The organism is Leptospira ainlahdjerensis (assembly GCF_016919175.1).
GTDB classification, from domain to species: Bacteria; Spirochaetota; Leptospiria; order Leptospirales; family Leptospiraceae; genus Leptospira; species Leptospira ainlahdjerensis.
This window is the reverse complement of the sequence record NZ_JAFFPU010000069.1, coordinates 50,890-77,557: the sequence shown is the minus strand read 5'-3', so window position 1 is coordinate 77,557 and position 26,668 is coordinate 50,890. Positions and strand designations below refer to the sequence as shown.

The following is a 26,668-nucleotide window of genomic DNA, read 5'->3' as shown; positions in this document are numbered from 1 at the left end:
GATATAGATTGAACCTCTAAAATCCTAAAACTTAGGTTTAAATAAATTCGCATTAACGTGTCTGATCCTGGAAACCAAAAGAATAGAATAAAGGTCGAATCGGGTGGGGAATGAAATTTGAGATTGCAAATTTCGACTAGTCCTTAAGAAAATTTGGTTTAGTAAGCCATAAGGAAAATGCTGAATTGACTCTGAAAGCCGATAGAATTTAAGACGGTAAATAAGGTTACTTTGTGAACGACGAAAATTTGAAAAATGAGCTCGTTTTAGTATTACGAAAGATGGTTGGAGCAATCAATAGAGGGGAGCCGTCCGATACAGTTGCCCAAAATACTGCAAAAGAATTATTAACTACTTTTCATCGTCAGAAAGGCGAGTTAGGAAGAAGCGAAGAAATTCTTGAAGAGTCGTCTTCTTCGATTTCGGAAGGTTCGCGGGTAAGGACTCAAGATAAGTCAAAATACCAAAGGACTCTAGCTTCTTAACTAACTTAATTTTTTTGTCTAACTCACTAAATTCATCGGTGATATATTTCTCACCTTCTCCTTCTTTAACCCACTCCCGCCGAACATTAAATTTAGATTCGATCTTGTCCAGTCGGTAGGCCGGAATTATTTGCTCTTCTCTCTTGTAAGCATAAAGTTGCGCCCTTGAAGTTCCAATTTCTTTAGCAAACTGGTCGTGAGTGAGGTCGTTTTCATTTTCGATACTTTCGAGGCGTTCTTTCAGGGTCATAATAAAAAGTATGAATTCCGTATGTTTTTGAGTTTACAGAGTATGGAAACCATACAAAGATAGACAAGTCCTTTAGTCCCGATTGATCGGATAAAGGAAGAAAATTTTTGGAGTCACTCCATGACACCGGGACAAGCAGTCACTTTTCAGACATACCGAGACGCGGCTTGCGCGGACAGCCGAATCATTTCTTGTGCCTTGGGAATAGATCATTCAAAAATTCTCAACGTACTACGCTCCCGCCCTGAATTTAAAAACGTTTGGTTCGAGGGAGAAAGACGGAAAGTTTCCGAATCCAATGCGAGTAACTTGGAATATTGTGAGATGTATGCGATGCTTACGATAAGGCAAGCATATATTTTAGCGGAACAAATTCCTTTGAGTAACAGGACTTTTGATGCAGTAAACAGTTTCCTTGAAGTTCTTAGATTGGAATTAGAAAAACAAGAGAACATAAATCGAAAGCCTGAATATAATCTGGAAAGTAATTTTAATCCCGCCTTTCGGACGGAAATAAAACCAAACAATAAAGAATATGAAAGGTTACTGAAATCGGAAGGAGAGCTCACTCTCCAAGAGGCGTCTGCTATTTTGGCGATTCCGAAGCTCGGAAGAAATAACCTTACAAGGCTCCTTCGGGAACGAGGGATATTTGGAAAAAACAATATTCCAGGAAGATATCATGTGGAAAGGGGAAGATTTCGAATCGTCCAGGTTCCGTATGAAACCACTCTCCACGGTAAACCCGTAAACCGTTATTACAAAGAGACAGTTGTGACTCAGAAAGGGATTAAGTTCCTCTTAAAAGAGCTCGCTCAGAGTAATTTTGAAACTGACGACCAAAGTCAAAATACGCAATACCTTGAGGCCGATCGAGCAGTATAGATTTCGTGAAGTCGAGAGCGAAGAAAATGGAATTATCTACTTTGAAGTATATGATCGATATACCGATGAAGTCGTATTTCAAGACGAGTCATTTGCTTGGTGCGTCGATTGGATCATGGAAAAAGACGTTGGATATGAAAGAGGACTCGAATCCAAGATTCTCAAAAATTAATAAAAAACCTAATTTCTTGAATTTTCATCCAAATCGAAATGCAGGCCAAAATCAAAAAGTATTCGAGTGGGGGAGGTCCGGAAAATGGGAACGGCCATAATTGTAGTTTGTGGGTTTCTTTTGTTTGCGGGAGTAGGGGCGTTAGTAATGCAATTTCTACCCCGGAAGCGAACAGACGAAGCCATTTTGCGAAGCTTAAATAAGATTTATTTCAAAAAATAGAATCTCTCACAAGGAATCAACACTTGGAAAATTTGCTTTCTCTTCCTTCTTCCGCATTGAGTGAAAACATAAGCGCGGATTCTTCCCCTTTAGAAAATCTCCTGACTGAATATCGTTTTTTAAAAAGCCCCCTTTCTCCATCGGTCTACAAATGTTCTTTTGTTCCGGGGCTTATTGTGGAAGTAGGGGAGGCCGTTTTTTTCAAAGAGTGGGACTTACTTTTTTACTTCACGGACTCGCTTGAGATGGTCGGGAAAGTTTTAGCGACTCTCGTGAGGGCTTGGGAGAGGCGGCCTGAATTCAATATACAAAGCCCATTTTCTTGCTTTGAAGTAGTCTCGGAAATGTTTAAAAACGAAAAGGAATTGGAAGTATGATTCTATTTTCCAAAGAACAAAGGATTTTTCACGCCGAACGAACCGAACGAGATTATACAAGAGTAACCAATGTTTGGATAAGGGATTCGAGACTTAGTTGGAAGGCGCGCGGAATTTTGATATTTCTTTTACATCTTCCACCAGATTGGGCGGTAAATAGTGAAGAACTGCAAACTCACGCTTCCGACAAAAAAGACAGCACCATTGCTGGGCTTCGGGAACTCGTACATTTCGGATATGCTGAGCTTGTTCGAGTGAGAGATCCAGAAACGGGAAGAATCAAACAGGTTTGGAACTTTTTTGAGACCTCGAGAAAACCTTTTGTCATGGCGGCTAAGGAAAGTAATAAAAAAACTAAATCTCAAGAAAACGATCAGCCAACCCTTTTTGATTCAATTTCTGGTGGAGTAGAGAATTCACCAGGACTGGATTTTCCGGTCCCGGTGAAACCAGCCCCGGAATCCCCGGAGCTGGAAAGCCCGGCTCCGGTAAAAATGCCTCTACTAAGTACTAAAGACAAAGTACTAATGGACCAATTCCTAAAAAACCAAATACTAAATACTTCTAGAGAGAAGGAAGCACCTGAACGAACGCCGAAAGAAAACCGGAACCGGGAAAACCAAAATCAAAGTTGGAACTTTCCGGTTCTTTGGCTTGAGTCCTTCCAAAAAGTGTATAACGAAGAACACGGCATAGCAATGGGTAAACCGCTTTCAGAACTGAAAAGTCTAGAATGGATATACGATACGACAAACGGAGATTGGAGCCAGGTTCATTTTAAATTACAAATTTTAATGCAACTGAGAAATGAGGATTCTAAATTTTGGGGAAAACAGGCGGTAAGTCCTGAAACTCTCTCTAAATTTTGGTCGCGCCTTTTTCCACAAGGACATACGAGGCGTATCCCAAAAGAGAAAAATCAAAATAAAGAAAAGGTTAGAAAAGAGAGTTTTAAAAAAGGAAATCAAATTTCTAAACCTCAAACCCCTGCTTTTAATACGAATCGCGCACTTCCTAAAAACAGACATGAATGTTTCCTACTTTGGGCTAAAGAGAAAAATCTCCATAGCACATCTATCAAGTTCTATCAAGAGAACTTGGACCCCCAAACCTATACGGGTAACAAAAAGATACTTTATGAAAAATTCTTTAAAGAAATCGCTCCAACTCTATTTAAAGATTTTGAAGATAGGGTGGAGGAGGATGAAAAGAAAGAAGGATCTCATTCCGGGGTGGAAAGTAAAACGACACATGACGTTTTAGTCACCCATTACGAAGCAAAAAACGAAGAATTTCCTTTTCAGGATCAACCTTTCTCTAAAAGCAAAATAGAAAACAGACTCGTTTTAGTGAAATAACAAGGAGGTGTATCATGAACGGAGTTTTGAAAGAAGAGTTTCATATTTACAAGCACTTGCCGCCGACTACTCAAACACCAAGGCTTTGGGGTGCAATCGGGAAGTGGTTTGATGGCCCGGAAGGAGCTAAGATTGCAATATCGACGGCGGCTTTACTGCAAACGTCAGCTCCGGAAGGGGTCGAGTATTCGGTTCAAAGATACGAATACGGAATCCACCGAAAAAATAGACCGAGTAAAACGATGATCTGGCGTAACGGAAGATTGATCGATGCGTAAGTTTCGAGTCAAAATAGAAAGTAGATTATGAAAGAAGGGCTTCGAATCGTTTTTTTGGATCTCGAGACAACGGGTCTGGACGTTTTCCGGGACCGAATTGTTGAAATTGGAATGATAGTCCTTTTTTGGGACGGATGGAACTTTAGAATTTCAAAGATCTTTACTTCACTCGTAAATCCAGAAATGCCGATTCCGCAATCGGCTACAAAAATTCATGGAATTACCAACGCAATGGTCGAAAACGTACCAAGGCTCTCAGATATTCAGGACAAAATAAAAAATACAGTTTCGGACTTACCTTTGAGCGGATATAATATAATCAATTACGATATTCCACTTTTGAAAAACGAATTTGCAAGAATCGGAGATTTGTGTCCATTCCCGTCCTCTGAAATCATAGATCCGTATCGAATTTTTAAAAGGCGAGAACCGGGAAAACACGATTTAAAATCGGCGTTCCGGTTTTATGCGAGTATTGAATCTAGGATAGCCCATCGCGCAATATACGATTGTATTGGAGCGATCCGAGTATTCAAAGGTCAATTCCTTCTATACGATGAATTTAATATAGCCGAAGATCCGTTTCAGGCAATGGTAGAGGCATCATGGGACGTCGCTTAATCATTTCAAGACCTTGGAGGGTCGAAAAACGTGGTAGACCTCGGTTACCGCGAGAATCAAAAGAAAAATTTGCAAGAGGCAACACAAGTGAATTCGATACTCTTGTATGTAAAATAATCGAGCAATTCAGATTATCTCACGTTTCACAAAAATTTCCAAAGGCTCACTGGGAAGAATACGGAATAATAAAAGAAGAACTTCCGAACTTGCAGTTAAGACGTTTGTGGAAGAGATTAGAAACCGAATTCTACTTTGAAGACTTGCTTAAATTTGAAATTCAGTGGAAAAAATATAAAACCTTAAATTCTTAATTTTCCACCTATTCTCCGATACGATAATGATCGGTACATTCTGGTTTTGCGTGAATTCGCAAATCCAAAGAATGGAAGAAAATCTAAGAAACAAGATTTTTGTCGGGGATGCTTTAGAACGTCTTCGAACCCTCCCCTCCGATTATTTCCATACTGTAATTAGCTCCCCACCGTATTTTCGTCTTAGGGATTACGGTCATCCCGGCCAGATCGGACTTGAGGATGCTCCAAAGGAATATATAAAACGAATCGTTGAGGTTTTCCGGGAAGTAAGAAGAGTATTACACCCGGAAGGGACGGCATGGGTAAACCTCGGTGATTCATATAATACAGGTGAAAGAAAGGAAAAGGAAACAAAGAGGGAAGTTTCAAATAGTAAATCCTTACTTCAAACTGCGACTCGTGTTTGTGGTCTGAAAAAGAAAGATCTCATCGGTATTCCTTGGAGAGTAGCCTTTGCTTTACAAGAAGATGGATGGATTTTACGACAAGACATCATTTGGAGTAAGCCAAATCCAATGCCTTCGGCGGTAAAAGACCGATGCACGACTTCCCACGAATATATTTTCCTCTTAACTAAAAGTCCAAAATACTATTACGATACGGATGCAATTTCAGAACCGGCTGTTAGCCTTATTCCAGGGCATCCAAGTTTTCGGCCTCATTTGCTTGAAAACGAAAATCAAAGACGGACCGTTTCCGAGAGTAAGAGAGGTAAAACTTTCCAAGTCATAAAAGAACGAAGAAACAAAAGATCAGTCTGGACTGTTCCGACAGCACCGTCAAAAACTTCGCATACGGCGACTTTCCCACGCGAATTAATCTCAAATTGTATAAAGGCTGGAACCAGTAAAATAGGGGCTTGTCGAGTTTGCGGTAAACAATACAGACAAAAAATGATCTCAGAATGTGATCATCCTTTTGATCCGGTTCCGCCTAGGGTTTTTGATCCGTTTTTTGGATCAGGGACTACAGGCGTTGTCTCTTTAGATTTAGGTTGTGAATACACGGGAATCGAAATCGTTTCGAAGTTTGCAGAAGAGGCGGAGCGTCGAATCGGACTCAGGCTTTTTTAAGGGTCAAAAAACTCTCTTAAAAATTGCTTTACTAAACCTAATAGATTACAAGAAATTTAGTTCGCATGAAAGTATCCTATTCCACCGCTTTTGAAATAAATCAAACCGACATTATCAAACATCCGAACTTGGAATCCAGGGTTGTCCTTGACGAAGAAAAAAATAGTCTCAATGAGTCTATAAAGGAAATAGGAGTCACGGAACCCGTCATTGTAGTAAAGCATCCGACAAAAAACGGGAAATACTGGCTTTTAAACGGAGACCGTCGGTTTTCTGGAAATAAGGAAGCAAAACATCAGACGATCCTTGCTAAAATGGTTACTTCAGACTTAACGGAAGACGTGCGCCGGTATGTGATGTATGCAGTAAACAATACCGGTGTTCCGATGAGTGAGGAATCCACGATTCGAGCAATCATCAAAGAATTTGGTAAAGGACGGATTTTAAAAGAATTCCGAGGGAATATTTCTCCGGAAACAAGAAAAATGCTCGGTCCTCCTTTATCAGAAATCATTTCTAAAACTTTTGGAAGATCGCAAAGACATTGCCAACGATATCTAAAAGAAGCAAAAACTATCCTTTTAGGCGAGGAGACAGCTGAAATTCGACTCAAAGATCTTGATAAGAAGAAACTTACCACCATTCACAAGATCGTAAAACAAGTCCAGAATATAGATACTCAAACAAAAAAGCTGTTAATTGAAAAAAATAAATTAGCAAAACAGTTAAAACCGTTTGGAGGATTAAAACGCGCAATCGAGCTTGATTTAGAAAATCAAAAAAAGAAAAAGAAATTAAACATAAAAAAGTAGACAGTCCTTAATTTTTTCTAAGAATTTTCCTTTCCTGAATGGACTCTTTCAGGGTGTAAAAGTTACGCATAGGGTGTGAAAAGCCCTGCCAATCCTAACTTAAATTTAAACGTGGGACATGAAGATTCACCCATAGTCTCACAAATTCCCTTGGATAGAATTCAGTTTCATCCAAGAAACTCAGAACTTTTTAAAACAAAGTCTGAAGCATACATAAAAAATCTCTCTAAAGACATTGCAAGGTTTGGTTTACACGAACCGATATCAGTGCGCTTTATCGAGGATGAAAACGTTTATCTTTGTTTGTCTGGAGAAAACAGAGTAAAAGCAGTTAAACTTCTTGGTTGGACGTCAGTCTCCGGTTACGTTGTTTCTCCAAAGAACGAACTCTCCTATATGATTTCTCGAAATGTAAGAAGACGACATTTCGGTCATCAAGATAGAATTCTGATTTTGCAAGTGTATTGCCCAGACTTTTTTACAGGTTCTAAAATTACAATTCGAAGACTCGAAACAATTTCAGATGAAACGGGAATTCCAACGTCCACCCTGAAAGCTGATCTAAAAAAGATACGAACTGGAAGCAGTAAAGAGGTAACACTGGAAGAATTAAGGAGTCTATGGGAGAAAAAAAAGATACGCGGACTTAGAGTCAGTATCTCAGACCTTTCGGACGGAAATTTTCTTCTTCAGGTTAATGGAAAGAATCTCAATTATGAATGGAAGGGTAAATTTAAAGACGTGATTCGGGATTCCGCCGACGCGGCTCGGTCAAAGTCTTTTAACAAGAATTTTAAATTTGAGAATTCAGAACTTGCCTCACGAATTCGGGAATTGCGTAAGGATGCACGAATGACTCAGTTTGAACTCGCGCAAGTTTTAGGATATTCACAATCCTATATCGCAGAACTAGAGGGCGGTAAGTGGGAATGTTCGATTTCCTTATTCGAAGAGATTGCAATACTTTGTGAGGAAAGAATGAAATGAATTACAAAGTATCCATTGGAGCTTCCGACCGAATTCTAAAAGGTACGTTTTCAAAAGATGAACATGAAAACAGTATCGATTGTATCGTAACTTCCCCACCGTATTTTCAGAAAAGAATCTATCTTCCAGAAGGTCATCCGTATTCGAAATTAGAAATTGGTCGAGAAGCAAGTCTTTGGGAATATTACTTCCATCTTAGTCGGGTTTTTAGGGAAGCAAAAAGAAGACTAAAGAAATCAGCAACCGTATTTGTAAATATTGGCGATTCATTTAGACACGGATGCGCACTTCGCATACCTTCCGGATTTATCGATATGATGGAAGAAGAAGGATATATTTTTGTTCAAGAGATTGTTTGGGCAAAGTCGATTTCGACGGATGAAGGAAATATAGGTTCTTGCAAACCGGAATCAGTAAACCGAAGATTTACAAATTCTCACGAATACGCACTTCTATTTGTTCTCGATCTCGTGAATTACTATTTCGATTCTCGGTCTGTTTCGGTTCCACTTGGAGGAATTCATCACCCGACACCTACGCTACCAGCTGTATTAAAGTCAATGGGGGCAAACGAACACGGACAATATGAAGGGACGGGACTAAAAGATTATTCAGACCACAAGACCGAAAATCCTTCGGAAATCAAAAAGCGAATTTTAGAAAATAAAATTCGATCCAATGATTTTACAGCAAGACGAAGATCCGTTTGGCAGATACCGACTCCAAATTCAAAAGGAAGACACACAGCCGTCGGACCTGAAAGACTGTTTGAAATCTGTGTTCTTGCAGGATGTCCGAAGGGAGGAATTGTTTTGGATCCGTTTATGGGAGAGGGGACGGTAGGTAAGGTAGCGTTAGAAAACGGTAGAAATTTCTATGGAATCGAACTGAACGAAATTAGTGTTTTGGATGCCGATCTTATACTTTCGAATGTTCTATCTAAATCGAAGGAGGATGTATAAAAGTGTGCTTCAATTCGTGAGTATGATAAAGCTTATTCTGTTATAGTACTACTTTATGGTAGCCAAAAAGAAAGTGACCGCCCGAAAGAAGTCAGTGGGTGGGAAAGATAAGGCTCTACAAAATCGCGCACCGACCAAAGGAAAACTTTCAAAAAAAGACCAACTAAAGATTCGATTTGCTTACTTGCAGGGTTCTTCCAGAGAAGAGATTTGTCGAAAGTATAAAATCGATTACAAACAACTCGACAATCTGATTCAGAGGAACGGTTGGAAGAATGATTTTGAGGAAATAGAAGGAAAAGTGAGGGAAAAAACGGCCCTTTCCATTATTTCAAACGCTTCAACGACTCTTGCCCGTATGAATACCGAAGCGACCGAGCTTCTCGATCTAATCAAAAAACGACTCTATGATCCCGAACTTTCCAACGAGGATCTTTCTTACCTAATCAAATCGAGAAATACCCTACTCCGGGAACTTCTCCGATCCCTGGGTTTACCTGATACTATCCGAAACGAATCCGGATCTCCGGACGAAAAAAGCCAGTTCAATCTTCAAATTATCACCGGCGTAGGAGAACTACCCGGATCGATCGAGAAGCTCATTGGCGGGAAAGCCATAGGTGTCGGCAAGGAAGAAACTTCTCTCATTAGATCCCAAAAAAGCCAAAACGGAGACGATCCAAAGAAGTAAGTATTTTTCTCCGAAACAGTCACTTGCCCTCGATGAAGATTGGGGCAATCATTTTATACAAGAGATATGCTACGACGGTGGTGCTCGTAGTGGTAAAACCTTTCTAATCATAAAAGCAATTATATCCCGTGCCTGGATCTCAGCCGGATCAAGACATTTAATAGCCAGATACAGACTCAATCATCTTCGTATGAGTGTTTGGAGACAGACCCTTCTTCCTTGCCTGAAAGATATGGGTTTTGTTAAGGATCGAGATTATTCAATCAATGAAAGCGACCACGTAATCACTTTTACAAACGGAGCTGAGATTTATGGAGCCGGTCTTGATGATTCCGATCGTGTTGAAAAGATCATGGGGACAGAGTTCAATACCATTTTCTTAAACGAAGCAACTCAAGTTTCCTATCCCACATTTCAAAAAATAAAAACAAGACTTTCGTATGTAAGAGAAGAACTCACAAACAAACTCATAGTCGATTGTAATCCGAGGAATCGGTTTCACTGGATTTACAAATACTTTGTTCTTAGACAAGATCCAGAAACGGGAGAAGCACTCTCAACCAAAAGACAAATTAGAATGTCGCGTCGTCACTGGACGCCACTCGACAACCCTTTTATCACAGATGAATACAAACAAATGCTTTCAGAGCTTACGGGTGTCGAACGTGACCGGTTGTATTTGGGGTTGTGGATAGACGTTGAAGGACTTGTCTATCCGATGTTTGAATCGGCGATTGTTGAGCCATTCAAAATTCCAGACTCCTGGGACTGTGCGGGTGCGGTAGACTTCGGATATACAAATCCGTTTGTATTCCTTTGGCTTTATTTCGACAAAGCAAACGAAACCTGGTATCTGGCGGATGAGCATTATTTCACCGAACATACTGTAAGAAGACACTGCGAACTCATAGGAGATAGAAGAAAACCGAATCTTTGGATAGTAGCCGATCATGACGCAGAAGATCGCGCGACAATGGCGGAATGTGGATACGTTACCTTTGCGGCTGATAAGGACGTCTCTACTGGAATTCAGGCTTTAATCAAACTCCTTGAGTCTACGATAGGGGTTAAACTTAGAATTTTCCGCTCTTGTGTTCATACAATAGAAGAATTTTCAATTTACTCTTGGGAACCGCAAAAGGATGGAAGAAATGCAAAAGAGATTCCAATCAAAAATCACGATCATGCGATGGACGCTCTTCGTTATTGGGCTTTGAAAATCATCGGAGGGAAAAGAGATATAATAACAAGATCATATTCCAAGGTAAAAAAAGAACTAGAAAGTAGACCAAAAACCGTATCAGATATTCGAAATAATAGGTTGGAAAGGTTTGGGATAGACCCAAATAAATTTTCAAAAAGGTAAGTGAGAGAATTTTTTTAGTGCAATAAAAATTGTACTCGCCAATTGTATTTGTCGCGACCGTCCTGCAAATATGAAACCGAGCCAAGAAAATCCATATCCTTTGTATAAAGCTCAGTTGCTTGCTTTGGAAGTGTGTTTGGCTCGATCTACAAGTGAATTGCCGCGTAATTCATTGAATGAATTCAAAAGAAACAAAAAGACTGCTGAATTAGTTCTTTGGTGGTCTATATTTATATCTCATCTACGCAATTTTCTTGAAACTCAAAAAACGAAGTCTCTCAAGGTCTGGCTTTATGTTACCTCGTTTCTTTCGGGCGCGTTACTCGGATTAATCCCAAGACTGGATCTATCCGGATCATCATTCTTTTTTTTAGGGATTTCAGTGGTGATTTTGGTCGGCGTTACTTTGATTCTTTATTTCTTCGAGTTAAACCGGATACAATTTATATTTAGATTGAATACTTTAGAAAGAGAAATCGCACATTTAGGATTTAGGTTACACCCGGAAAGTTATTCGATAAAAGAGTATGAAAAGATAATCTTTGAACTTCTTTTTGACTCGGATCCAAGCCGAATGATTTCTCGTTCCTTGGAATACGCAAGTATGATCCAATTGTACGGATGGGAGTCGCTTCACAAAGTGTCTTTTATTAAACGAATTGTTTTAAAAAAGCCGGAGATGAAAAAAGCTTAATAGACTTTGAAATACGAACAAGAGCCGGACTTGAATTATTTCGTCATTCCGCATTATAAATGGGAGAATTAATACGAAATAGGTAAATGCCGTAAGTTTTGAAAATAGTTATCTAAAACACTTCAATATTATAAAACCTTTGCTATTTTGCAAAAGTCACAGTTTTCTCATCCCTTACATTAAAACTGAAAAATGTAATATTTTCTGAAATAAATAGTGGACACAAGTCAAATAACGTTCAAACGTTTTAAGGAAAATGGATTCGCAATTAAGAATATAGAGAATCGTTTATCAATTCCTTTATTGTTATAATTGTAGAATCCGTTAAAGACATATAGGAACGGATATGATTTTTGACGACTATGACTTTAGCAAACGAGCGCAGATAATTGCAGGGCTAATCAAAGATATAGAAAATCGGAAGGCGGAATTTGCGACCCTATCCAGCGAAAAGAAAGAAGACCTTGTAGAAGATATTTCCGAGCTATTAAACAGGAAAGTTGTCTTTAAGGTCGGGGATAAAGTAAGGTTAATTGAGTCCTTACGAGGTGGATATGAATATCCAAAAGAAGGCGAATATGGAATCATCCAAGAGATATATCGAAAACCAAAAAAGAATTCTGCGGGTCCATTTGGCGGAATGCCTCTTGAAACCGACACAGGTGTAATTCTCGTTTTATCAAGTATAGGAACACCTTTAGAATTTCCTGTAGACTTGAGGCGATTTGAAATCACGAATCGTAACAATAAACCGTCTGTTTTAGAGACTTTTCGAAAAACAATGCGTTTGCGTTTTTTTAAAAAAACCGGCTAACATATATTTGACCGTTACCTCCAAACGGGCTGTATTAAGATTGAAATTGATTAAGCCTGTTTGGAAATTTTTCACTCCCTTAAAAAAAATTAGATAAAATCCTTAAAATCAAATCGATTCTTTTCCCGATACGTCGCGCAAACACGTAGAATTTGGAAAATTCAAAATAAGGAATCGATTCCATGTCTACAAATGAAACTGTCGAAAATGAATTCCCTGAATGTCCGATTGAAAATAAAGAAGAGATAGCCTTTTCCGAAGACGAAATCCCTTCGGAAAATATTTCTGCAATCCCTACCCCGGAAACTCATCCCATTTCCGAGGAAATTGAGCGAACCGAAATAAAACAAACCGACAAGGCAGAAGACGAAGACGTGATTCTTGCAAATTTGGTGCTTGAATTGAATGAGGAAGATAGGCAAAACCTCTTTGACAGTCTTTATTCTTCGGTAGTCAATCAGCAATCCCGAGACACCGTTCTCCATATCCTTTTTTGGAAAGGATTCCGCTTACTCAATGCGTCCGGTTTGATTTCAGGAACTCCGGAGAGCGAAACGGAATTCGCTGAGAAAGTTGGCAAGTTATCGTCTCAGGATAGACAAGTTCTCTTCGATAGTGTTTGCTCCTCAATTGAAAATCAAAGAGGAAGAGATACGGTCCTTCACGTCCTATTCTGGAAGGCCTGTAAGCTCCTAAGGGAAGCCGGGATCGAATAAAAAGAATAAACCTCTCACTTTAAGAGAGGTTTACTTTATGAAACGAGAATCTCCTCTTTCAGAGTATAGAGTCTTACGGGAACTCACCTATGCTTGGCTCTACTATTTTATCTCCTTACAATACGCTCTTTTAGGTGATCCAAAAAAAGGAATCCAGTTCGAAATTCGAAAATCCCTTTGGTCCGATGCGATGGGTGTTCTTCGAAAGAAGTTTTTTGGAGAACTCCTAGTCCGACCTACCTTTTTTCCAAGAACGATCAATGTAACACCGGATCCTTCAAAAGATTATTCAAAACTGCCTCGCCAAACCGGAAGAATCATCTTTCCGGAAGGAGTCATTTCTCGGGACGAATTAGAGGAAGCCGATCAAGGAATCTTTGATTTTTTAGCCCAAGACTGGAACCGCATTTATTTAGAAGAAAGGAACAAAGCTACGATTCTCGGATACATCGCGCAGTATATGATCGGAGAGGGAGAAGACCCTGGCGAACTAAAAGAGATGACAATCCCTGAATTTTCAGAGCGTGCGATCGTCTACAACCTACCCGAACTTGGAGACATCGATGTTCTCATGGAGGAAACGGGATTAACAAGAGAACAAACCTACTCTCTTATCTATGGACAAGCCAAAGGAGCCCAGTGGCTTGCTGTGTATGATAAGAACGGAGAAAGATCGGGAAAGTCATACGAATTAATCACAAAAATGTACAGACGCCAAATTGCGGAAGCACTTGCAAGAAACGCAACTGAAGAAGAAATCAAGTCACTCATGATTTCACCGGATGACACTGAAATAAAGGAAGCACTAGGATTATTCGAAGATGGGATTTCTGACTTAACACAAGCTCGCCGGGAAAGAAAATACGAAAAACTTGTTACCGATCACCTAAACCGGGACATGACCCGATTTGCATATACGGAAGCATCCATCAATTTTAATAACGGTAAACTTCTCATGCTCGCAAATGAGAAACAAGGCGCGGCGTATGTTCAATTTGGTGGCGGTTCTTACTCGTGACCTCTTTCGAATCGAATCCGATCGTTTGTTCCAAGTGTAAGGAGTTTCTCGGACAGATTGCACGGGTCTTTCCATCCTTGGAAAGCCTCCAAGATGAAAAATACATGAAGTCCCGAGGACTCAAATTTTTGGGAGGGGATAAGTTCTCCGGAGATCCAATTACTTCGATCGCAGTTTGGCCTGGTAAAAGTAACGCACTGCTTCACTTGGAAGAATATCAATTTTGTTGTCCAATGCACCCGAACTGTTCCCATGAATATATAGCCGTCAGTGTTGATGATTTTGAAGAAGTGGATTTGAGTGAAATCGATGAGATTTTCAGACAGGGAATAATACGAGATTCTAAAGAACGAATTCGAACCGATGACCGATACGAGGAAAACGTGGAAGCCAATGAGGAAAGAATTAGGCTAGAAAGAAAATTTGGTCCGATACGAAAGGCCGATTTATATTCAATCGGGATCTGGGAGGAACCGACGTGTTGCCACGAACCTGAATCGGATTCGTGGCTCGCTGAATATATCGATTGGAAACTTACAAACACACTTTAACTGGAAAGGTTCGAAAATACATTCCTTGGAATCGCGACTCTAATCGCGGAGGTTACGGTTTTATCACAGGGAAAGACGGAATAGAATATTTCTTTAACGCAAAGTATTCTTTTCTCCCAGAAACGGAAATCAAAGAAGGAAAAGAAGTTAAATTCTCACTTCGTAAAGGTTTCGACAAAAAGCGCGGAGAGTTCGTTTTGCAAGCAACGAAAGTTTCCAAACCATGAGGAAATCCGGCCAAGGTGGAGTAACACCTTTTTCAATCACGACCAAACCGAATATTCTTACTCCACTCACGAATGAAGATCTTTTAGAGAGAAGAGGGGAGTCTGCTCTTTGGTACAGACTTTCGCCTTGCCCTTGTCCGGCGGAAGAAAGAATTCCGGATTGCAAGTTTTGTTTGGAAGGACTGATTCGTACGTTCCAAGAGGACTTACTGATTCAGGAGGAAACGGCTTGGAAAATAGTAGGGAATAAAGTTTTTACTCGCTACGCCCCGATTACGAAAATTGAAAGCGCAGTTCTTTTTTCGAGAGAAACTCAAAAACAGCTCACAGTCAAACGAATACACGAAGAATTCTTTGAAGTCGAGGAAAATCTAAAATACTGGAATTCCGTTCTATTAAAATACAAAGTTTCTTTAGTTGAAGAATTGTATGTGGAAGCGGAGGGAAAAAACGAATACGTTCTTTTCCCAAAAATTCCTTTCGGTGCGATCATTGGAGTCGTCGAGGTTTTTAAAGTTCCGGATTCCGAGAAAGAAGAACCCATTTCAGTAGAATTTAGTGGATATACTCTAAACTCAGTTATTTTTCCAAAAAGAGTAAACGGAAAACACAGACTCAAAGTGCTTTTCTACAATCCGGTAAAGATTGGATACAAAACGTATCGAGTGGATCCGGATTCGAGGAAAATCTTTGATCGTAGTCAGATCACTTTCCAGGAAGGGGAGCTTATGGGAGTTCTTGGAGGTGGTTACAATATGGGAGAAGGTGATATTATCACACTTCTTATTTCAACTCTCAGACATTCTGAATTTATCTCCTATCAAAACAAAGTTTTTGATGTTGTTTCCTATTCTCCAATCGCCTCCGTTGATCGAATTATTTCTAAAGGAAAAAACGGTTTTGTAACTCACAAAGAGGGAGAAGACTTCTTAATCTTTGGAGACTCAAAAATCCAGTGGTTGTCCGATAAACCAAAAAACGGTTACACTATTATTTACGATTATCATCCAACATTTCGAGTCACTGGTTTTATCGAAGGCGGAAGTGGAGAAGATCGGGACAAACCGAAACTTTTCAAAATGAAACCACTCGCAAACTTCAACGGAAGACAGTAATCGGATTTTAGGATGAAAGAAGGAAATAATATGGAATCTAATTTGAGTATCTTTAGTTGGTTATCATCTTCGTTTAGAACGAACTTTTTAACTAAGAAAATAGGCGAGTTTCTTTTCTATTTTGAAAGAACCGATCTTTACAAAGTTCTTTCATACCGCGCTTCCGTTCTACTTCAAACTACAAAACTCCATCTTGTCCTTGTGAAATATTTGTACGGTATGCTTTCCTTGGCTTGGTTCACATGGAAAAACAAAGTCAAATTTAGAACCGAACCAGTCGGGCAAATTATTGTATTACACTACAATGCAGAAACTCACAAGTCGGAAGACTTCGTATCCAAATTAGAGAGAAAAGTAGCAATTCCTTTTAAAACCTTACACGGATATATTCCCGTCATTTTAATATTACCTTTCGGAGCAACAATTCAAGCCGGTAGCTGGGACGGATTTGTTAAATCGCTCGATCGTGACCAAAGAAGAGAGAATCAAGAGGCCCTTTATAGACTCCGAGAGGATTTAAAAATTTAATAAAAAAAAAGTTACGACGAGGCTTTTATCAAATTGGAGATTCTGACCTCAGAGGATATCACACCTGAAATCGCAGAAACGATTTTAGACAAGATTCATCTTTCGATGACGAAAACAAATCCTCATTGGCAAGAATGGGTGATGGGAGAGGAAGAACCCTGGAATGAAGGTGAAATAAACTCACTTTCCAGAAAAGGTCTAATTACAGTTCTTCGTTCGTCTGAAAAAGAACTCTCTCAGGATGCGATGATCGCACTTTCAAAAGAGTTCAAATCTCTTGGAGTTACGTTTCTTGCTTCTTACTTAAAAAACCGCGCTGAAATTGTCGAAGTTTCGAGTCCTGAACAAGAAGAAGCCGAAGGGACTCAAAAATCAAGACTCGAATTACGAACTTCTAACATTTTAAAATCAGAACCAACCCTGTCACAAATAAAGGCGGGTAACTATAAAAAGACTCATGTAAGGATCCAAGGGATCGAGATATCAATCGAAAATCGGAAAGGATCTTACAGGTCTGGGGTTGATGAAAATGGAAAGCATTGGAGAAACCAAATCAAGTTTGATTACGGTTATATCAAAAGAACACAAGGCGCGGATGGGGATCACGTAGACGTATTCATCGGACCCGATCCTGATTCACAAATTGTATTTGTCGTGAATCAAAAAAACAGCGATGGCTCTTTCGACGAACATAAAGTCATGCTCGGTTTTCACGACGAAAAATCTGCAAAACAAGGGTATCTTGTAAACTACAAGAAGGGTTGGAAAGGATTTGGTTCGATTGTTACTTTAACCATTCCCCAATTTAAGGAGTGGCTTTCGACAAAGGCTACGAAAAAGGAATTAAAAAGTCCGAAACTCGAATTCTTAAAATCAAAACTTGCAGAGTTACAAAACCCGAGGGAAGAATTTTCAAGACTATCCCAAAAAGCAAATCAGTTACGGACAATATTAGTGGGCGGCTCCTCTTTCGAGGAAAAGGGTTTCCATTTTATTCAAAAATCAGGAAATGCGGCCGAGTTAATAAAGAAGAAAATTGTAGTTCATGGAAAACACGGGAACTATGTTTCGACGAGGCTTGTAAGACCGGAAGGATATTCGGAAAATGAATTCAGATTAAAACAAGAATCGGCGGCAATTGTTCGTCCAAAAAAATACTCCGATCGCCCAATTTACAAACTTTCTCCCGATGACAAAGATCATGGAAAATTAATCGATCACATAAAGAAAACACTCCTCAGTCAAGGTCTCGATTCAAGAGCAAAAGAGTTTGTGGACCTTGCCTATATCTCCGATACGCGCCAAGATATTTTAGACATTGCATCGGATTTCGTAGATCTTCGAGGGGAACTAAAGGAATCAAAACTATCCGAAGACGAACAAGACTTGTTTAAAACAATGCTTCTTGCGGCTCGCGAACCCCTTGAAAAGTTAATACTCATTTTAAAAGGGAAAAGAGGCCGTCCCGCCGCACAATTAGGAACTAAGAAGGTTTGGAAAGATGGAATCACCCGCGAAAAAACTTCCGATGGTTGGAAACCTGTAAAAAAAGAAAAGCAAGAGAAAGAAGAGGTCATAACTAAGAAAAGACAAATACGGATAACAAAACCTTCTAAAGAAAGAGGTTCGACTCAAAACGGATCACCACCCACAAAACTTCCATTCAATCAAATCCGAACGATTGAACAATACACTGCGAAAAAAGATTTCGATCGAAATCAAATCAATTCTTTAAAACAGAAAATCAAGGACGGAGGTTACGATCCTGGATTTCCTATTATCGTCGATAAGCAGGAGGGTAAATGGACGGTAGTAGCAGGTCACCATAGATACGAAGCCGTAAAAGAACTGATCGAAGAGGGCCAGCTTTCATCCAATTTTGAAATACCGGTTGTTACGAAAGAATTTGCATCCAGTAACGATCGTCTTGCTTCTCAACTCTCCGAAAATCAGAGAAGAAGCGTATTGCCGACTGATGAGGCGAAAGCCTACGGGAAAATGGTAGAGGACGGTTGGGATGCGAAGAAAATTTCTGAAAAATTAGGGATCACGATCGGAGAGGTAAACAAAAGATTGGCTTTAAATAACCTGACTCCGGATCTTTTTACACTCGTTCACAAAAAAGACAGGTCTCTTCCGTTGGGAGTCGCAGAAGTCATTGGACTTTTTGCAAAGGATGTAAACGACAAACCGAATGCGACGATGCAGATCAGGGCTTACAAATGGTTTGTTGAAAACCGATCAAAATATCCCGGTCGTGGACCGTCTGTCGTTCAAAACTATATCAAAGAATTACAGTCCGGTCAGTTTGATAATTTTGATTTTGATTCCGTAGCTACGGATATTCAAAGGGAAGCTCTTCGAACTGTCTCTATGGAAACAGCCGCGACAAACCGTAAAATGCTGGAAGTGATGATGGATTCTTTATCAAAGACCTATCAGCGCGTCCTAGGCGACAACGTAACCTCCCTTTCTCCTCAAACAATTAAAGAGCTCGCGGCATCGATCGCTGTATCGGCAGACAAAGGAGTTGGTTCTACTTCCGTAATCGGAAGATTAAACGTAATTATTCAAGATTTATCCATTATTAAAGATTCTCTTCAATTAAAACTGAAAGAAATTGAGGACGATTCAAGTATGCCGATGATGTTTGCAAAATCTTTTCTTTTGGATATTGACGAGGCAATATTTAAGGCAATCCAAATCAAAGAAGCCTACACTTTAGAGGTATTGAAATAAAATATGGAAGGAAATATTTGAAGAATCAAGAGTCGTTTAGACATCATCCGGAAGTGCTCCAATTTCGAGCCTTGCTAACAGAAGGTCTCTTTTTTCATGCGCTGTCACAGCGATCCTTTGATGAGATCATGACCGCGATTGACAAAGTGTATGTCGATCGAGATTGCCTAGTTCGCTTTTTGCAAAAGCGAGAATTGGTCGGAGATTTTGAAAGAGAAATCCAATTCGGGGATCTGGAATAAGGATTTACCAAGGTTCTTCCAGAATAAATTTATCAAGTTCGTTTTCTTCCTGTAAATAAGGGTCAAAAACCGAATCTGAACTTTCAAAAAATATATCATCTTTGGATTTACGTTCTGCCCATAGAAAAAGTTTATCTAAAACTTCCAAATTTCGGTTTGTATATTGGTTGTCCGGGCCTGAGCCACAGGCTTTACTAAATTTTACAAATGCAAGAAATACGTCGCGAGGTAAACCCTTTTCTATATTACACAAAGCATCTTTATATCCTTTTGGATCTTCTAAAAAGGAAGGTAAAAGATTGTATCTTCGATCGATGTAAAATTGTGTTTTGCTTTTTAGCGCAAAAATAGAGGAGTCAATTCCCATTTTAATTTCCGTTATTTATTTGATTAAAAATAGGGAACTAAGAAATGAAACGCAATTTAAACGTCTTTCAAAAAAAGTTCACTTAGGTTTTCGGAGCCTGAGTCTTGGTTCTTATTTTGTATCTCTTAATTCCAAAAACACATACATAAACGAGAAGTGCCAAAATCGCGAAGACCACCCAACCGGAAACGGTTCCAATTACAGAATAGATCAAGAAAAGTAAGATCAGATCTGTTTCCAAACTTTCTTACCTGGGGAACCTATTGAAGTTTTGGAATATATAAACAAGACAAATACAAATCCAAAGAAACCGGCGTTTAGAGCCATAATAGTTCCGTTACCAGTTCCTTTTTCAAAAGAAAGGGTAAAGAATGGGAATCCGTTAAACCAATGTGACCAATGGTTTCGAATTACAAGCCGCCATCCTTCGCTATCAATCAAAGTCTTTGAAGAAAATCGCGAAGCCTTTATTCTCCACAAAAAGAGGTCTATTCGATTCCGGATTTTAGACTTCATGTTTCTTTTATCCTGTGAGTTGACTTTCCAAAGCCTTAGCTTTTGACAAAAGGTCGGAAACAATTGCCGCGACATTCTCCACAACTTTTTGAATATCCGATTCAACACTGAATTTTCCATACGCGTACTGAGTGAGTTGGTGAAAGATCAATTCCTTGTTACTTTCCGGAAAGGTTTTCGCCATTTCATTCGATTTTACAAGCAAAGCCTTAATCAAAATATTTGCTTCGTTTGCCGCTTCGCTTGGCTCTTTTCCTTTGTTTATACCTAAGCCAGTGAGTTGGCTCAATTGTTGAAAAATAAGTTGTTGGTTCATACTGCTTCCTCCGCAACATCCAGACATTTTCTAATTACCATTTCCCGATAGGACATGATTCCCGTTTTAATTTCGTTTTCAGCCTAACAAAACAATGACATACTGAGCATCGTTCCCCAAAAAATCCATTTAACAATAAGGGACACGTAAGACAGGTTCCCATTCTTTTTTCTGAAAAATCATCATTTTTCTTTTCAGCCATAATTGACTAACTCCAGAATCTTCCGTGAACGGTATATTGAGATACCAAAGTCCAAGTAAAGAATTCATACTTATAAACTTTGTAACGAGTGAACCAATTAGCAATATGACAAGTGTTGCATGTGTTGATACAGCATGTACTCGTACAACACGGTGAAAAAACTGTCCCACCAACCCAGCAAAGTCCGATAACACTGCTCTTTGAATAGCCAGGCGGACAGCGGGGACAATCAAACCAAGGTCCAAGATTAAAACAGCTATTGTTCCCCCCGCATTGACCGCAATCGGTAACGTTTCCACCTTGATCGATATGTGCGTCTACTACGTGCCAAAGGTCTCCGATCGAATAAGAACCTTTTGGAAAAACATCGTAACGGCTCGAACCTAAATTCCCCACCCAGTGACCACCGGCTCCCGAAACAGGAGAAGATGGGCCACTCGGTGGGGTTATGCGAAAGGGAGCCAGGTACCTCCACCATCCTTACTCCAATAAGCAAAGTTTCCTTGCGTCCTTACCTGAAATTTCGTGTTATCGAAACCGGGTGAGGAGGTAGTCCTAATAAAATCTTTCGATTCTAAATGTTGAAATATCCAGTTGATCGCATCGGCGATGGAAGTCCTGTCACCAATGCCTGGATCTAACTGAACTTCCACGCCTATTAAACCCGGATCATATACGGGTAAAATCCGGTTTAAGTTTGTAATTGGTCCGCCTATCCCATTTTTATGAAAAGAAAGAAGACCAATTCTTCCCGTGGTCGGTGTTGGAAGTCCGGGGGAATTTACCCACTGTTCAAAGAGACTTGTTCGGTATGTTTTACGAGTCGGTCTTACCTGTGGTTGAAATCTTTGAGTCGTTGTATTCCAAAGAGGAACAGCAGAAGAATCGGTAAGCGCTTCTTCGAGTTCGATTTCATAAATTCCTTCTAAAGAACCGGGATTTGGAGATACCGTCACAGGCGGAAAAATATAAACCGCGTTGGGTCGAATATACAGACCGGCTCCGACTTGAATCTTTTGATTATCAAGTGTAGAAACAGAAAAACCAATCGCGGTATCCGTGTTTCTTCCGATGGTCGCAAGTATTGCACTTAGAACAGCGGGGATTGCAGAATGTTCTGATTCCGCTCCTGACAATCGATTGAAATCGTTCGCCGTTACTTTTTGAAGTAAACTTTGATAATAAACTTTTACTTCGTTCTCTGTTAAAGGAATTTTAAGTTCGTTAGCCATCTGTTTCTCCTGCAAACGCGGCAACGCCGGCCGCAAGAATTCGATTGAGTTCGGTGAGTTGTAAGTCGGATAAGTGATTTAAGTCATTTGTGAGAACGTAAGAAGCACCTCTGTCCGGGGTGACGATGCTTGAAACTGCTTTGGTATCCGGTCCAGGAAGAATGAGTCCTAAGTCCGTTGCAGAAACGTCGGTTGCAAAACCTAACTCATCACATCGAAGTACTGCAAAATCTGGTTTGGGAAAAATCTCTGCAATTTTTGGAATCGTAGGTTCGTTCGAAAGAACGTATCCGATGATATAACCTACAAATTCGGAATCATCCATTCCCGCAGGTCGTTCTATTCCGAGTAACGCAGACCATTTTTCTAAAAAGTGTTGTTCGGCGCCGGGAAGAACCGCGCTTTTGACTGCGAGGTCTTGAAATCTAAGATGCCACTCTACTGAATTGTAAATTGCTCCGACATTGATGTCGTTTATATTCGAAACGGGACTGAGTTCAGGTCGGGAGGGATCTCCGAACAATTCTTTAAAGATAGGATCGGTTTCATTAAACTGAGGGAGACCATCCAGTAATTTGTTTTCATGTGGCATATTAAGACGGCTCCACACGAGTTACGGTCCCTGAAATGATTCCTCCGGAAGATCCTCCGGTTCTTGGAAGATCAACTGAAGGAACGGAAATATCACTTGGAGTTGGAAGCGGGGAAGGAACCGGATTGGATGCGAGTTTTCCATAAAACTCTGTTATGGTTACTTTGTAAAAATCCGGATGAGCTTTTAGAATTGTTCCTTCGACTTGTTTTAGTAAAACATCAAAGCCGACTGGTAAGGTGTTTAAGTAAAGGGTGAGTTGGTTCTGTGCGATATCTAAGGCTTGTTCGTTTGAAAGTTGAGATCCGTTTTGAATTTGAAGATCGAATTTAACTGTAATTCCGAGAACAGGAATTCTAAAGACTGCAACAAAGGTTCCAGCGGCCGCGTATCCTGGAAAGTTTTCGGGATCGTTTAAATCGCCTTCAATTGTTTTTTGAACAAGATTAAGAAGGCTTTGTGGCGGATTTGAAGTTCCATCCGAGATATAAAGATTGATCCAACCGATTTCAAAAGAACCGGAATACGGATTAACGTTAGTCGTTAATTGGATTCCGGCCACACCGGGAATCGAAGTTGCAGCGGTATAAATTCCAAGAGGAGTAGAGCGACCAAGAGAAACGATAAAGTTGCGAAAACGACGAAGCCTATTTTCTTCACTTTCAATGTTAGTTCCACCGGCGAAATCACTCGGATTCCAGATCCTTGTATTCGGTGGAACTTGAACATTTATAGTACCAAGACCTTCTTGTGTATCAATCGAAAGCCGGGTTATGTTATAATCTTTTCCGGGGTTCTTTGCTCGGATTTCGATTTCAACGGAAGTTTCACCAACAAGAATCGTAACGGGTGCGATTGACTCATAAATTAGACCAAAGAGATCGAGTGTAAAGACTCCGATCGTTACGGGAGTTGTGTGACCTGAATGTTCTATTCGAAGAACTCCGATTGCTTTTAGACCGGGTAGCCTCGTAAAACCAAAGGCGTTATAAACCCCTTCTCTGATAGAGTATTCAAATCCGTTAAGTGTTCTTAAATCCCCTTCTGCAAGAACGGAAGCAATATTCGCTATCCAGGTTGAGATCCTAGATCCGGGACTAAAGTTTGAAAGTCTAGAACCGCTCGCAAGTAAGCTATTTTGTTGAGCTGTCTTGTATTCGAGTGCTGTTTTTGGAATGTAAGGAGCAGGAGAACTCATCCCTAAAAAACGTAACTCGATTTCAAAAATCGGAAATCCGATAGGCTGAAAGAATCTATTATCTTAAACGATGGGAGTAATCGATTCTGTTTCTGGATTTGGCGGAAGCGTTGTAGACGGTGCAAAATCTGCGTTTAATTCAGTTACAGGAGGAGCATTTTCCGGAAGTTTAGCTCCTACATACCAACCTCAGAACGTTTTCTCAATTTCATTCTATGAAAAACAAAACAACAGTTCCTACAACCTGTCGGGTACAAACGTTGATTCAAATGAATACTTCTTTGTAAATGGTCCGCTCCAATACACAGAGAATTTCAAATACCGCGTTGGAATTGAAAAAACTTTTGGTGGTGTGGTTGTCGTTGACTATGGACCTGATAACCATGAAATAAAATTAGAAGGTGAATTTCATATCTATCATTTGGGACTTCCATCGAAACCACGGTCTGCAATTCCAGGTGATACAGGCGCAGGTTTTATTCAATCCGCGTTCTCGGCCGCAAAGAGTTTTGTTTCGAATTCTGTAAGTAGCTATTATGATAAAATCAGAAGTAGTTATCTAAGTTTTGGAGGAGGGGAGTTTAGGTCGGGACTCCAAGAATTCCAAGATTTTATGTTTATCCTTCACTATTCGAGAAGTCTTGATCCGGTTCAATATTCCTCTAACGATCCTCAAGGATCTAAGATTGCAAAACTTTTCAGAGAAAGGCGACTGACTTGGAAGAGTCACGCAATGGTTTTTCGGGACTATGACAGAAACCGAACTGTAGAGGTAGTCGTTCCGTCCAGTGGTTTTACAATCACTCGTTCCGTATCTGACACGAATACTTACAAATATTCTTTGAATCTGGTTGTTGTACGTGAACTTGATTCTTCCATTACAAGCCAACTTATCCGGAGTAACTTTAGTCCCTTTCGAACTATTTCCGGACTCATGAATGAGTTAGAAAATATCATAAATCTTCCCTTACAGTTATCAGGTGCGCTTCTTGGAGTCGCGCGAGGGGTTCAAGTATTTGCTAGTTCTTCTAAGAGACTTCTCTCCTCCTGGGACCGAATGAAGGACCAATTTAATGCTCAAGGGAAATTAGCGAGAAAAACTTTTGAGAATGCAAAGGCTGATCTTGGAATCAAATCAAAGAAACGTGGATTCAATGCGGAAGAAATCTCCCAAAGAATTGATGACGCCTATCGAAAATCAAGATCGAACGAAGCAGATTTTAGACAAAATTTAGAAAAAACATCCTCGGATTGTAGTGCCTTAATTTCTCTCATCGCACAATTTACAATTCCCGTTCAAACGGGAGGATCGTATGAATCTATGTCCCTCCTTCCGAACGCCGATTTGAGTGCTTGGATAGATAATGACGTTTACCAGTTTGCTTTGACGGCAAATCAGATTCTTTTAGAAACACAAAGCGCAATCAACGAAGCGGCTGTTGATAATGAATATTCCATTCATTATGTGTCGTCGGGAGATACCTGGGAGTCGATTGCGGAAAAAAAATTAGGGGACGCGACTCTCGGACAAGCCCTTGCGCTTTATAACGGACAACATGAGACTACCATTCTTGCAAGACGCGCAATTAAAATCCCGTATGGAACTAAGACAAATGTTTTTACGGTTTTGCCGGACAATCCAACGCCAAAGGATTTAGAAATCGGGCTTTTAGGATGCGATATAAAACTCACTGAAAACCGAGGGATTGCGATTTCGCCAACTGGTGATTTAGAAATTGTAGAGGGTGAAGAGGCTCTTGTAAATGAAAAGCTGGATCACATAGATATTGTAATAGGATCGATTCCGGGAAGTCCGGAGATTGGGAATCCGATTGCTTGGGGAGAAACCCCGGATGAGATTTACAGTAAAGGAACTATTAAGGAATTATTACGACAATTCAAGTCCGATCCAAGAGTAAACGATGCTCGTTTTCTTGGAGTATTGCAAGACGGGGACAAGATTCTATTTCGCTTTTATTTGGAATCGATTTCAGGCGGGAGTAATATCATTTCGATATGAGAGGGTCATTTTCGAACGATCCTTTTGATTGGCAGGAAAAACCGCAGTCTCCGGATGCGAGATTGACTCCTCCGATGATCGCGATCGTTACCGAAGTTCTTCCGAGGTTTCGTGCAAATGTTCTGACAACTTTTGGAGAACCGTTTCAAAAGGTCAGGTACTTTGGGCCATTTTTAAAACAAGGAGGGAATGCTCACGGTAGAGCGTTTGGTCTTAAAAAAAATCAGCTTGTATTGCTTGAATTTATAGGAGGTTCTTTTCGTGCTCCTCTCATCACTCAAGTCTTTCCATTTTCTACAAAGGATTCCGACTTATCAAATATTCAGGACTTTTGGAATAAATATTCTTTTATCGATCCCGAATCAGATATCATTGATTTTCACGAGTCGGGTTACGCGGTTCGTCAGACAACGAATAAGATAGAGGTCTACAACGACTCGCAAGAAGTCGTATTGAAACTTGATTTTACATCCAAAAAGGCAACCCTCACGTTTGAAGAGGTGGAGATAAATTCCAAAGTTCAAATAAATGGTGATACGAAAATTGTAGGAAAAACGACTTTAGAGGGTGATTTGGATATCACCGGAAAAATTGAAGCAACAGAAAAGATCATATCCGATGTCGATGTGATCGCGGCGGGAACCTCTTTAAAAGAACACGACCATCTTTATAACCCAGGACCATTGCCTCCCACAAAGACAAGTCCTCCGATATGACCTAATCCTTTA

General features: G+C 40.0%; 32 protein-coding genes. 24 read left to right on the top strand and 8 right to left on the bottom strand.

All coding sequences use genetic code 11. The features are described 5' to 3' along the window. Positions 1–351: 351 nt before the first annotated feature. Positions 352–735 carry a helix-turn-helix domain-containing protein gene (locus JWG45_RS17560; protein ID WP_205280924.1) on the bottom strand — a complete coding sequence of 128 codons (384 nt, stop codon included), beginning with the start codon at positions 733–735 and terminating at the stop codon, positions 352–354. 120 nt (positions 736–855) lie between these two features. Between JWG45_RS17560 and JWG45_RS17555 the strand changes: the two genes are divergently transcribed. The 22 genes from JWG45_RS17555 to JWG45_RS22310 all read left to right on the top strand — a co-directional run bounded on the left by JWG45_RS17555 (position 856) and on the right by JWG45_RS22310 (position 19,497). Next, positions 856–1,620 carry a phage antirepressor KilAC domain-containing protein gene (locus JWG45_RS17555; RefSeq protein WP_205280923.1) on the top strand — a complete coding sequence of 255 codons (765 nt, stop codon included), beginning with the start codon at positions 856–858 and terminating at the stop codon, positions 1,618–1,620. Continuing rightward, a complete protein-coding gene (locus JWG45_RS17550) occupies positions 1,598–1,792 on the top strand; it encodes a hypothetical protein (protein WP_232380752.1) in 195 nt (64 codons plus the stop codon). Before JWG45_RS17555 ends, JWG45_RS17550 begins: the two co-directional genes overlap by 23 nt. 245 nt (positions 1,793–2,037) lie before the next feature. Beyond that, on the top strand, positions 2,038–2,391 hold the full coding sequence (locus JWG45_RS17545; protein ID WP_205280922.1) for a hypothetical protein: 354 nt from the start codon (positions 2,038–2,040) through the stop codon (positions 2,389–2,391). Continuing rightward, positions 2,388–3,749 (top strand): hypothetical protein, encoded by a 1,362-nt coding sequence (locus JWG45_RS17540; protein WP_205280921.1) that lies wholly within the window; start codon positions 2,388–2,390, stop codon positions 3,747–3,749. The genes JWG45_RS17545 and JWG45_RS17540 overlap by 4 nt, the downstream gene beginning before the upstream one ends. 14 nt (positions 3,750–3,763) lie before the next feature. Beyond that, positions 3,764–4,027, top strand: coding sequence for a hypothetical protein (locus JWG45_RS17535; RefSeq protein WP_205280920.1), 264 nt, complete (start codon positions 3,764–3,766; stop codon positions 4,025–4,027). A 27-nt stretch (positions 4,028–4,054) separates the two neighbouring features. After that, the gene (locus JWG45_RS17530) at positions 4,055–4,648 is read left to right on the top strand and encodes a 3'-5' exonuclease (RefSeq protein ID WP_205280919.1); all 594 of its coding nucleotides are present in this window, start codon (positions 4,055–4,057) and stop codon (positions 4,646–4,648) included. Further along, positions 4,633–4,959 carry a hypothetical protein gene (locus tag JWG45_RS17525; protein ID WP_205280918.1) on the top strand — a complete coding sequence of 109 codons (327 nt, stop codon included), beginning with the start codon at positions 4,633–4,635 and terminating at the stop codon, positions 4,957–4,959. The genes JWG45_RS17530 and JWG45_RS17525 overlap by 16 nt, the downstream gene beginning before the upstream one ends. Before the next feature lie 71 nt (positions 4,960–5,030). Further along, entirely contained in the window at positions 5,031–6,035 is a 1,005-nt protein-coding gene (locus tag JWG45_RS17520; protein WP_205280917.1) for a DNA-methyltransferase, read from the top strand. 65 nt (positions 6,036–6,100) lie between these two features. Beyond that, positions 6,101–6,847 (top strand): ParB N-terminal domain-containing protein, encoded by a 747-nt coding sequence (locus tag JWG45_RS17515; protein ID WP_205280916.1) that lies wholly within the window; start codon positions 6,101–6,103, stop codon positions 6,845–6,847. 111 nt (positions 6,848–6,958) lie between these two features. Continuing rightward, on the top strand, positions 6,959–7,834 hold the full coding sequence (locus JWG45_RS17510) for a helix-turn-helix domain-containing protein (protein WP_205280938.1): 876 nt from the start codon (positions 6,959–6,961) through the stop codon (positions 7,832–7,834). Further along, entirely contained in the window at positions 7,831–8,796 is a 966-nt protein-coding gene (locus JWG45_RS17505; protein WP_205280915.1) for a DNA-methyltransferase, read from the top strand. Before JWG45_RS17510 ends, JWG45_RS17505 begins: the two co-directional genes overlap by 4 nt. Positions 8,797–8,851: 55 nt before the next feature. Continuing rightward, the gene (locus JWG45_RS17500; RefSeq protein ID WP_205280914.1) at positions 8,852–9,487 is read left to right on the top strand and encodes a hypothetical protein; all 636 of its coding nucleotides are present in this window, start codon (positions 8,852–8,854) and stop codon (positions 9,485–9,487) included. Then, positions 9,474–10,853 carry a PBSX family phage terminase large subunit gene (locus JWG45_RS17495; RefSeq protein ID WP_332476729.1) on the top strand — a complete coding sequence of 460 codons (1,380 nt, stop codon included), beginning with the start codon at positions 9,474–9,476 and terminating at the stop codon, positions 10,851–10,853. Before JWG45_RS17500 ends, JWG45_RS17495 begins: the two co-directional genes overlap by 14 nt. A gap of 1,040 nt (positions 10,854–11,893) precedes the next feature. Continuing rightward, entirely contained in the window at positions 11,894–12,361 is a 468-nt protein-coding gene (locus tag JWG45_RS17490; RefSeq protein WP_205280912.1) for a hypothetical protein, read from the top strand. A gap of 182 nt (positions 12,362–12,543) precedes the next feature. Further along, positions 12,544–13,077, top strand: a complete 534-nt coding sequence (locus JWG45_RS17485) for a hypothetical protein (protein ID WP_232380751.1) — start codon at positions 12,544–12,546, stop codon at positions 13,075–13,077. Between the two features lie 37 nt (positions 13,078–13,114). Continuing rightward, positions 13,115–14,095, top strand: a complete 981-nt coding sequence (locus JWG45_RS17480) for a hypothetical protein (protein ID WP_205280911.1) — start codon at positions 13,115–13,117, stop codon at positions 14,093–14,095. Then, positions 14,092–14,646, top strand: a complete 555-nt coding sequence (locus tag JWG45_RS17475) for a hypothetical protein (protein ID WP_205280910.1) — start codon at positions 14,092–14,094, stop codon at positions 14,644–14,646. Before JWG45_RS17480 ends, JWG45_RS17475 begins: the two co-directional genes overlap by 4 nt. Further along, positions 14,622–14,873: a cold shock domain-containing protein gene (locus tag JWG45_RS22315; RefSeq protein ID WP_232380750.1), complete on the top strand. Its 252-nt coding sequence runs from the start codon at positions 14,622–14,624 to the stop codon at positions 14,871–14,873. Before JWG45_RS17475 ends, JWG45_RS22315 begins: the two co-directional genes overlap by 25 nt. After that, a complete protein-coding gene (locus JWG45_RS17470; protein ID WP_205280909.1) occupies positions 14,870–15,988 on the top strand; it encodes a hypothetical protein in 1,119 nt (372 codons plus the stop codon). The genes JWG45_RS22315 and JWG45_RS17470 overlap by 4 nt, the downstream gene beginning before the upstream one ends. A gap of 30 nt (positions 15,989–16,018) precedes the next feature. Continuing rightward, complete coding sequence (locus JWG45_RS17465; RefSeq protein ID WP_232380749.1) at positions 16,019–16,516, top strand: hypothetical protein; 498 nt, start codon at positions 16,019–16,021, stop codon at positions 16,514–16,516. 33 nt (positions 16,517–16,549) lie between these two features. Then, complete coding sequence (locus tag JWG45_RS17460) at positions 16,550–19,255, top strand: ParB N-terminal domain-containing protein (protein WP_205280907.1); 2,706 nt, start codon at positions 16,550–16,552, stop codon at positions 19,253–19,255. Between the two features lie 17 nt (positions 19,256–19,272). Continuing rightward, a complete protein-coding gene (locus JWG45_RS22310; protein ID WP_232380748.1) occupies positions 19,273–19,497 on the top strand; it encodes a hypothetical protein in 225 nt (74 codons plus the stop codon). A gap of 4 nt (positions 19,498–19,501) precedes the next feature. Here the strand turns inward: JWG45_RS22310 and JWG45_RS17455 are convergent, their stop codons facing one another. The 7 genes from JWG45_RS17455 to JWG45_RS17430 all read right to left on the bottom strand — a co-directional run bounded on the left by JWG45_RS17455 (position 19,502) and on the right by JWG45_RS17430 (position 23,920). Then, positions 19,502–19,864 (bottom strand): hypothetical protein, encoded by a 363-nt coding sequence (locus JWG45_RS17455; RefSeq protein ID WP_205280906.1) that lies wholly within the window; start codon positions 19,862–19,864, stop codon positions 19,502–19,504. A gap of 523 nt (positions 19,865–20,387) precedes the next feature. Further along, positions 20,388–20,696 (bottom strand): hypothetical protein, encoded by a 309-nt coding sequence (locus tag JWG45_RS17450; RefSeq protein ID WP_205280905.1) that lies wholly within the window; start codon positions 20,694–20,696, stop codon positions 20,388–20,390. Positions 20,697–20,730: 34 nt separating this feature from the next. After that, entirely contained in the window at positions 20,731–20,898 is a 168-nt protein-coding gene (locus JWG45_RS22305; RefSeq protein ID WP_332476728.1) for a DUF6171 family protein, read from the bottom strand. Further along, entirely contained in the window at positions 20,826–21,197 is a 372-nt protein-coding gene (locus tag JWG45_RS17445) for a hypothetical protein (protein WP_205280904.1), read from the bottom strand. Before JWG45_RS17445 ends, JWG45_RS22305 begins: the two co-directional genes overlap by 73 nt. A 147-nt stretch (positions 21,198–21,344) precedes the next feature. Next, positions 21,345–22,130: a hypothetical protein gene (locus tag JWG45_RS17440; protein WP_205280903.1), complete on the bottom strand. Its 786-nt coding sequence runs from the start codon at positions 22,128–22,130 to the stop codon at positions 21,345–21,347. After that, a complete protein-coding gene (locus JWG45_RS17435; protein ID WP_205280902.1) occupies positions 22,123–22,722 on the bottom strand; it encodes a hypothetical protein in 600 nt (199 codons plus the stop codon). Before JWG45_RS17435 ends, JWG45_RS17440 begins: the two co-directional genes overlap by 8 nt. A gap of 1 nt (position 22,723) precedes the next feature. Further along, complete coding sequence (locus tag JWG45_RS17430) at positions 22,724–23,920, bottom strand: baseplate J/gp47 family protein (RefSeq protein WP_205280901.1); 1,197 nt, start codon at positions 23,918–23,920, stop codon at positions 22,724–22,726. 70 nt (positions 23,921–23,990) lie between these two features. On the opposite strand from JWG45_RS17430, the gene JWG45_RS17425 reads away from it, so the two are divergent. Then, positions 23,991–25,940 (top strand): hypothetical protein, encoded by a 1,950-nt coding sequence (locus tag JWG45_RS17425; RefSeq protein ID WP_205280900.1) that lies wholly within the window; start codon positions 23,991–23,993, stop codon positions 25,938–25,940. After that, complete coding sequence (locus JWG45_RS17420) at positions 25,937–26,656, top strand: baseplate assembly protein (RefSeq protein WP_205280899.1); 720 nt, start codon at positions 25,937–25,939, stop codon at positions 26,654–26,656. Before JWG45_RS17425 ends, JWG45_RS17420 begins: the two co-directional genes overlap by 4 nt. Positions 26,657–26,668 lie beyond the last annotated feature (12 nt).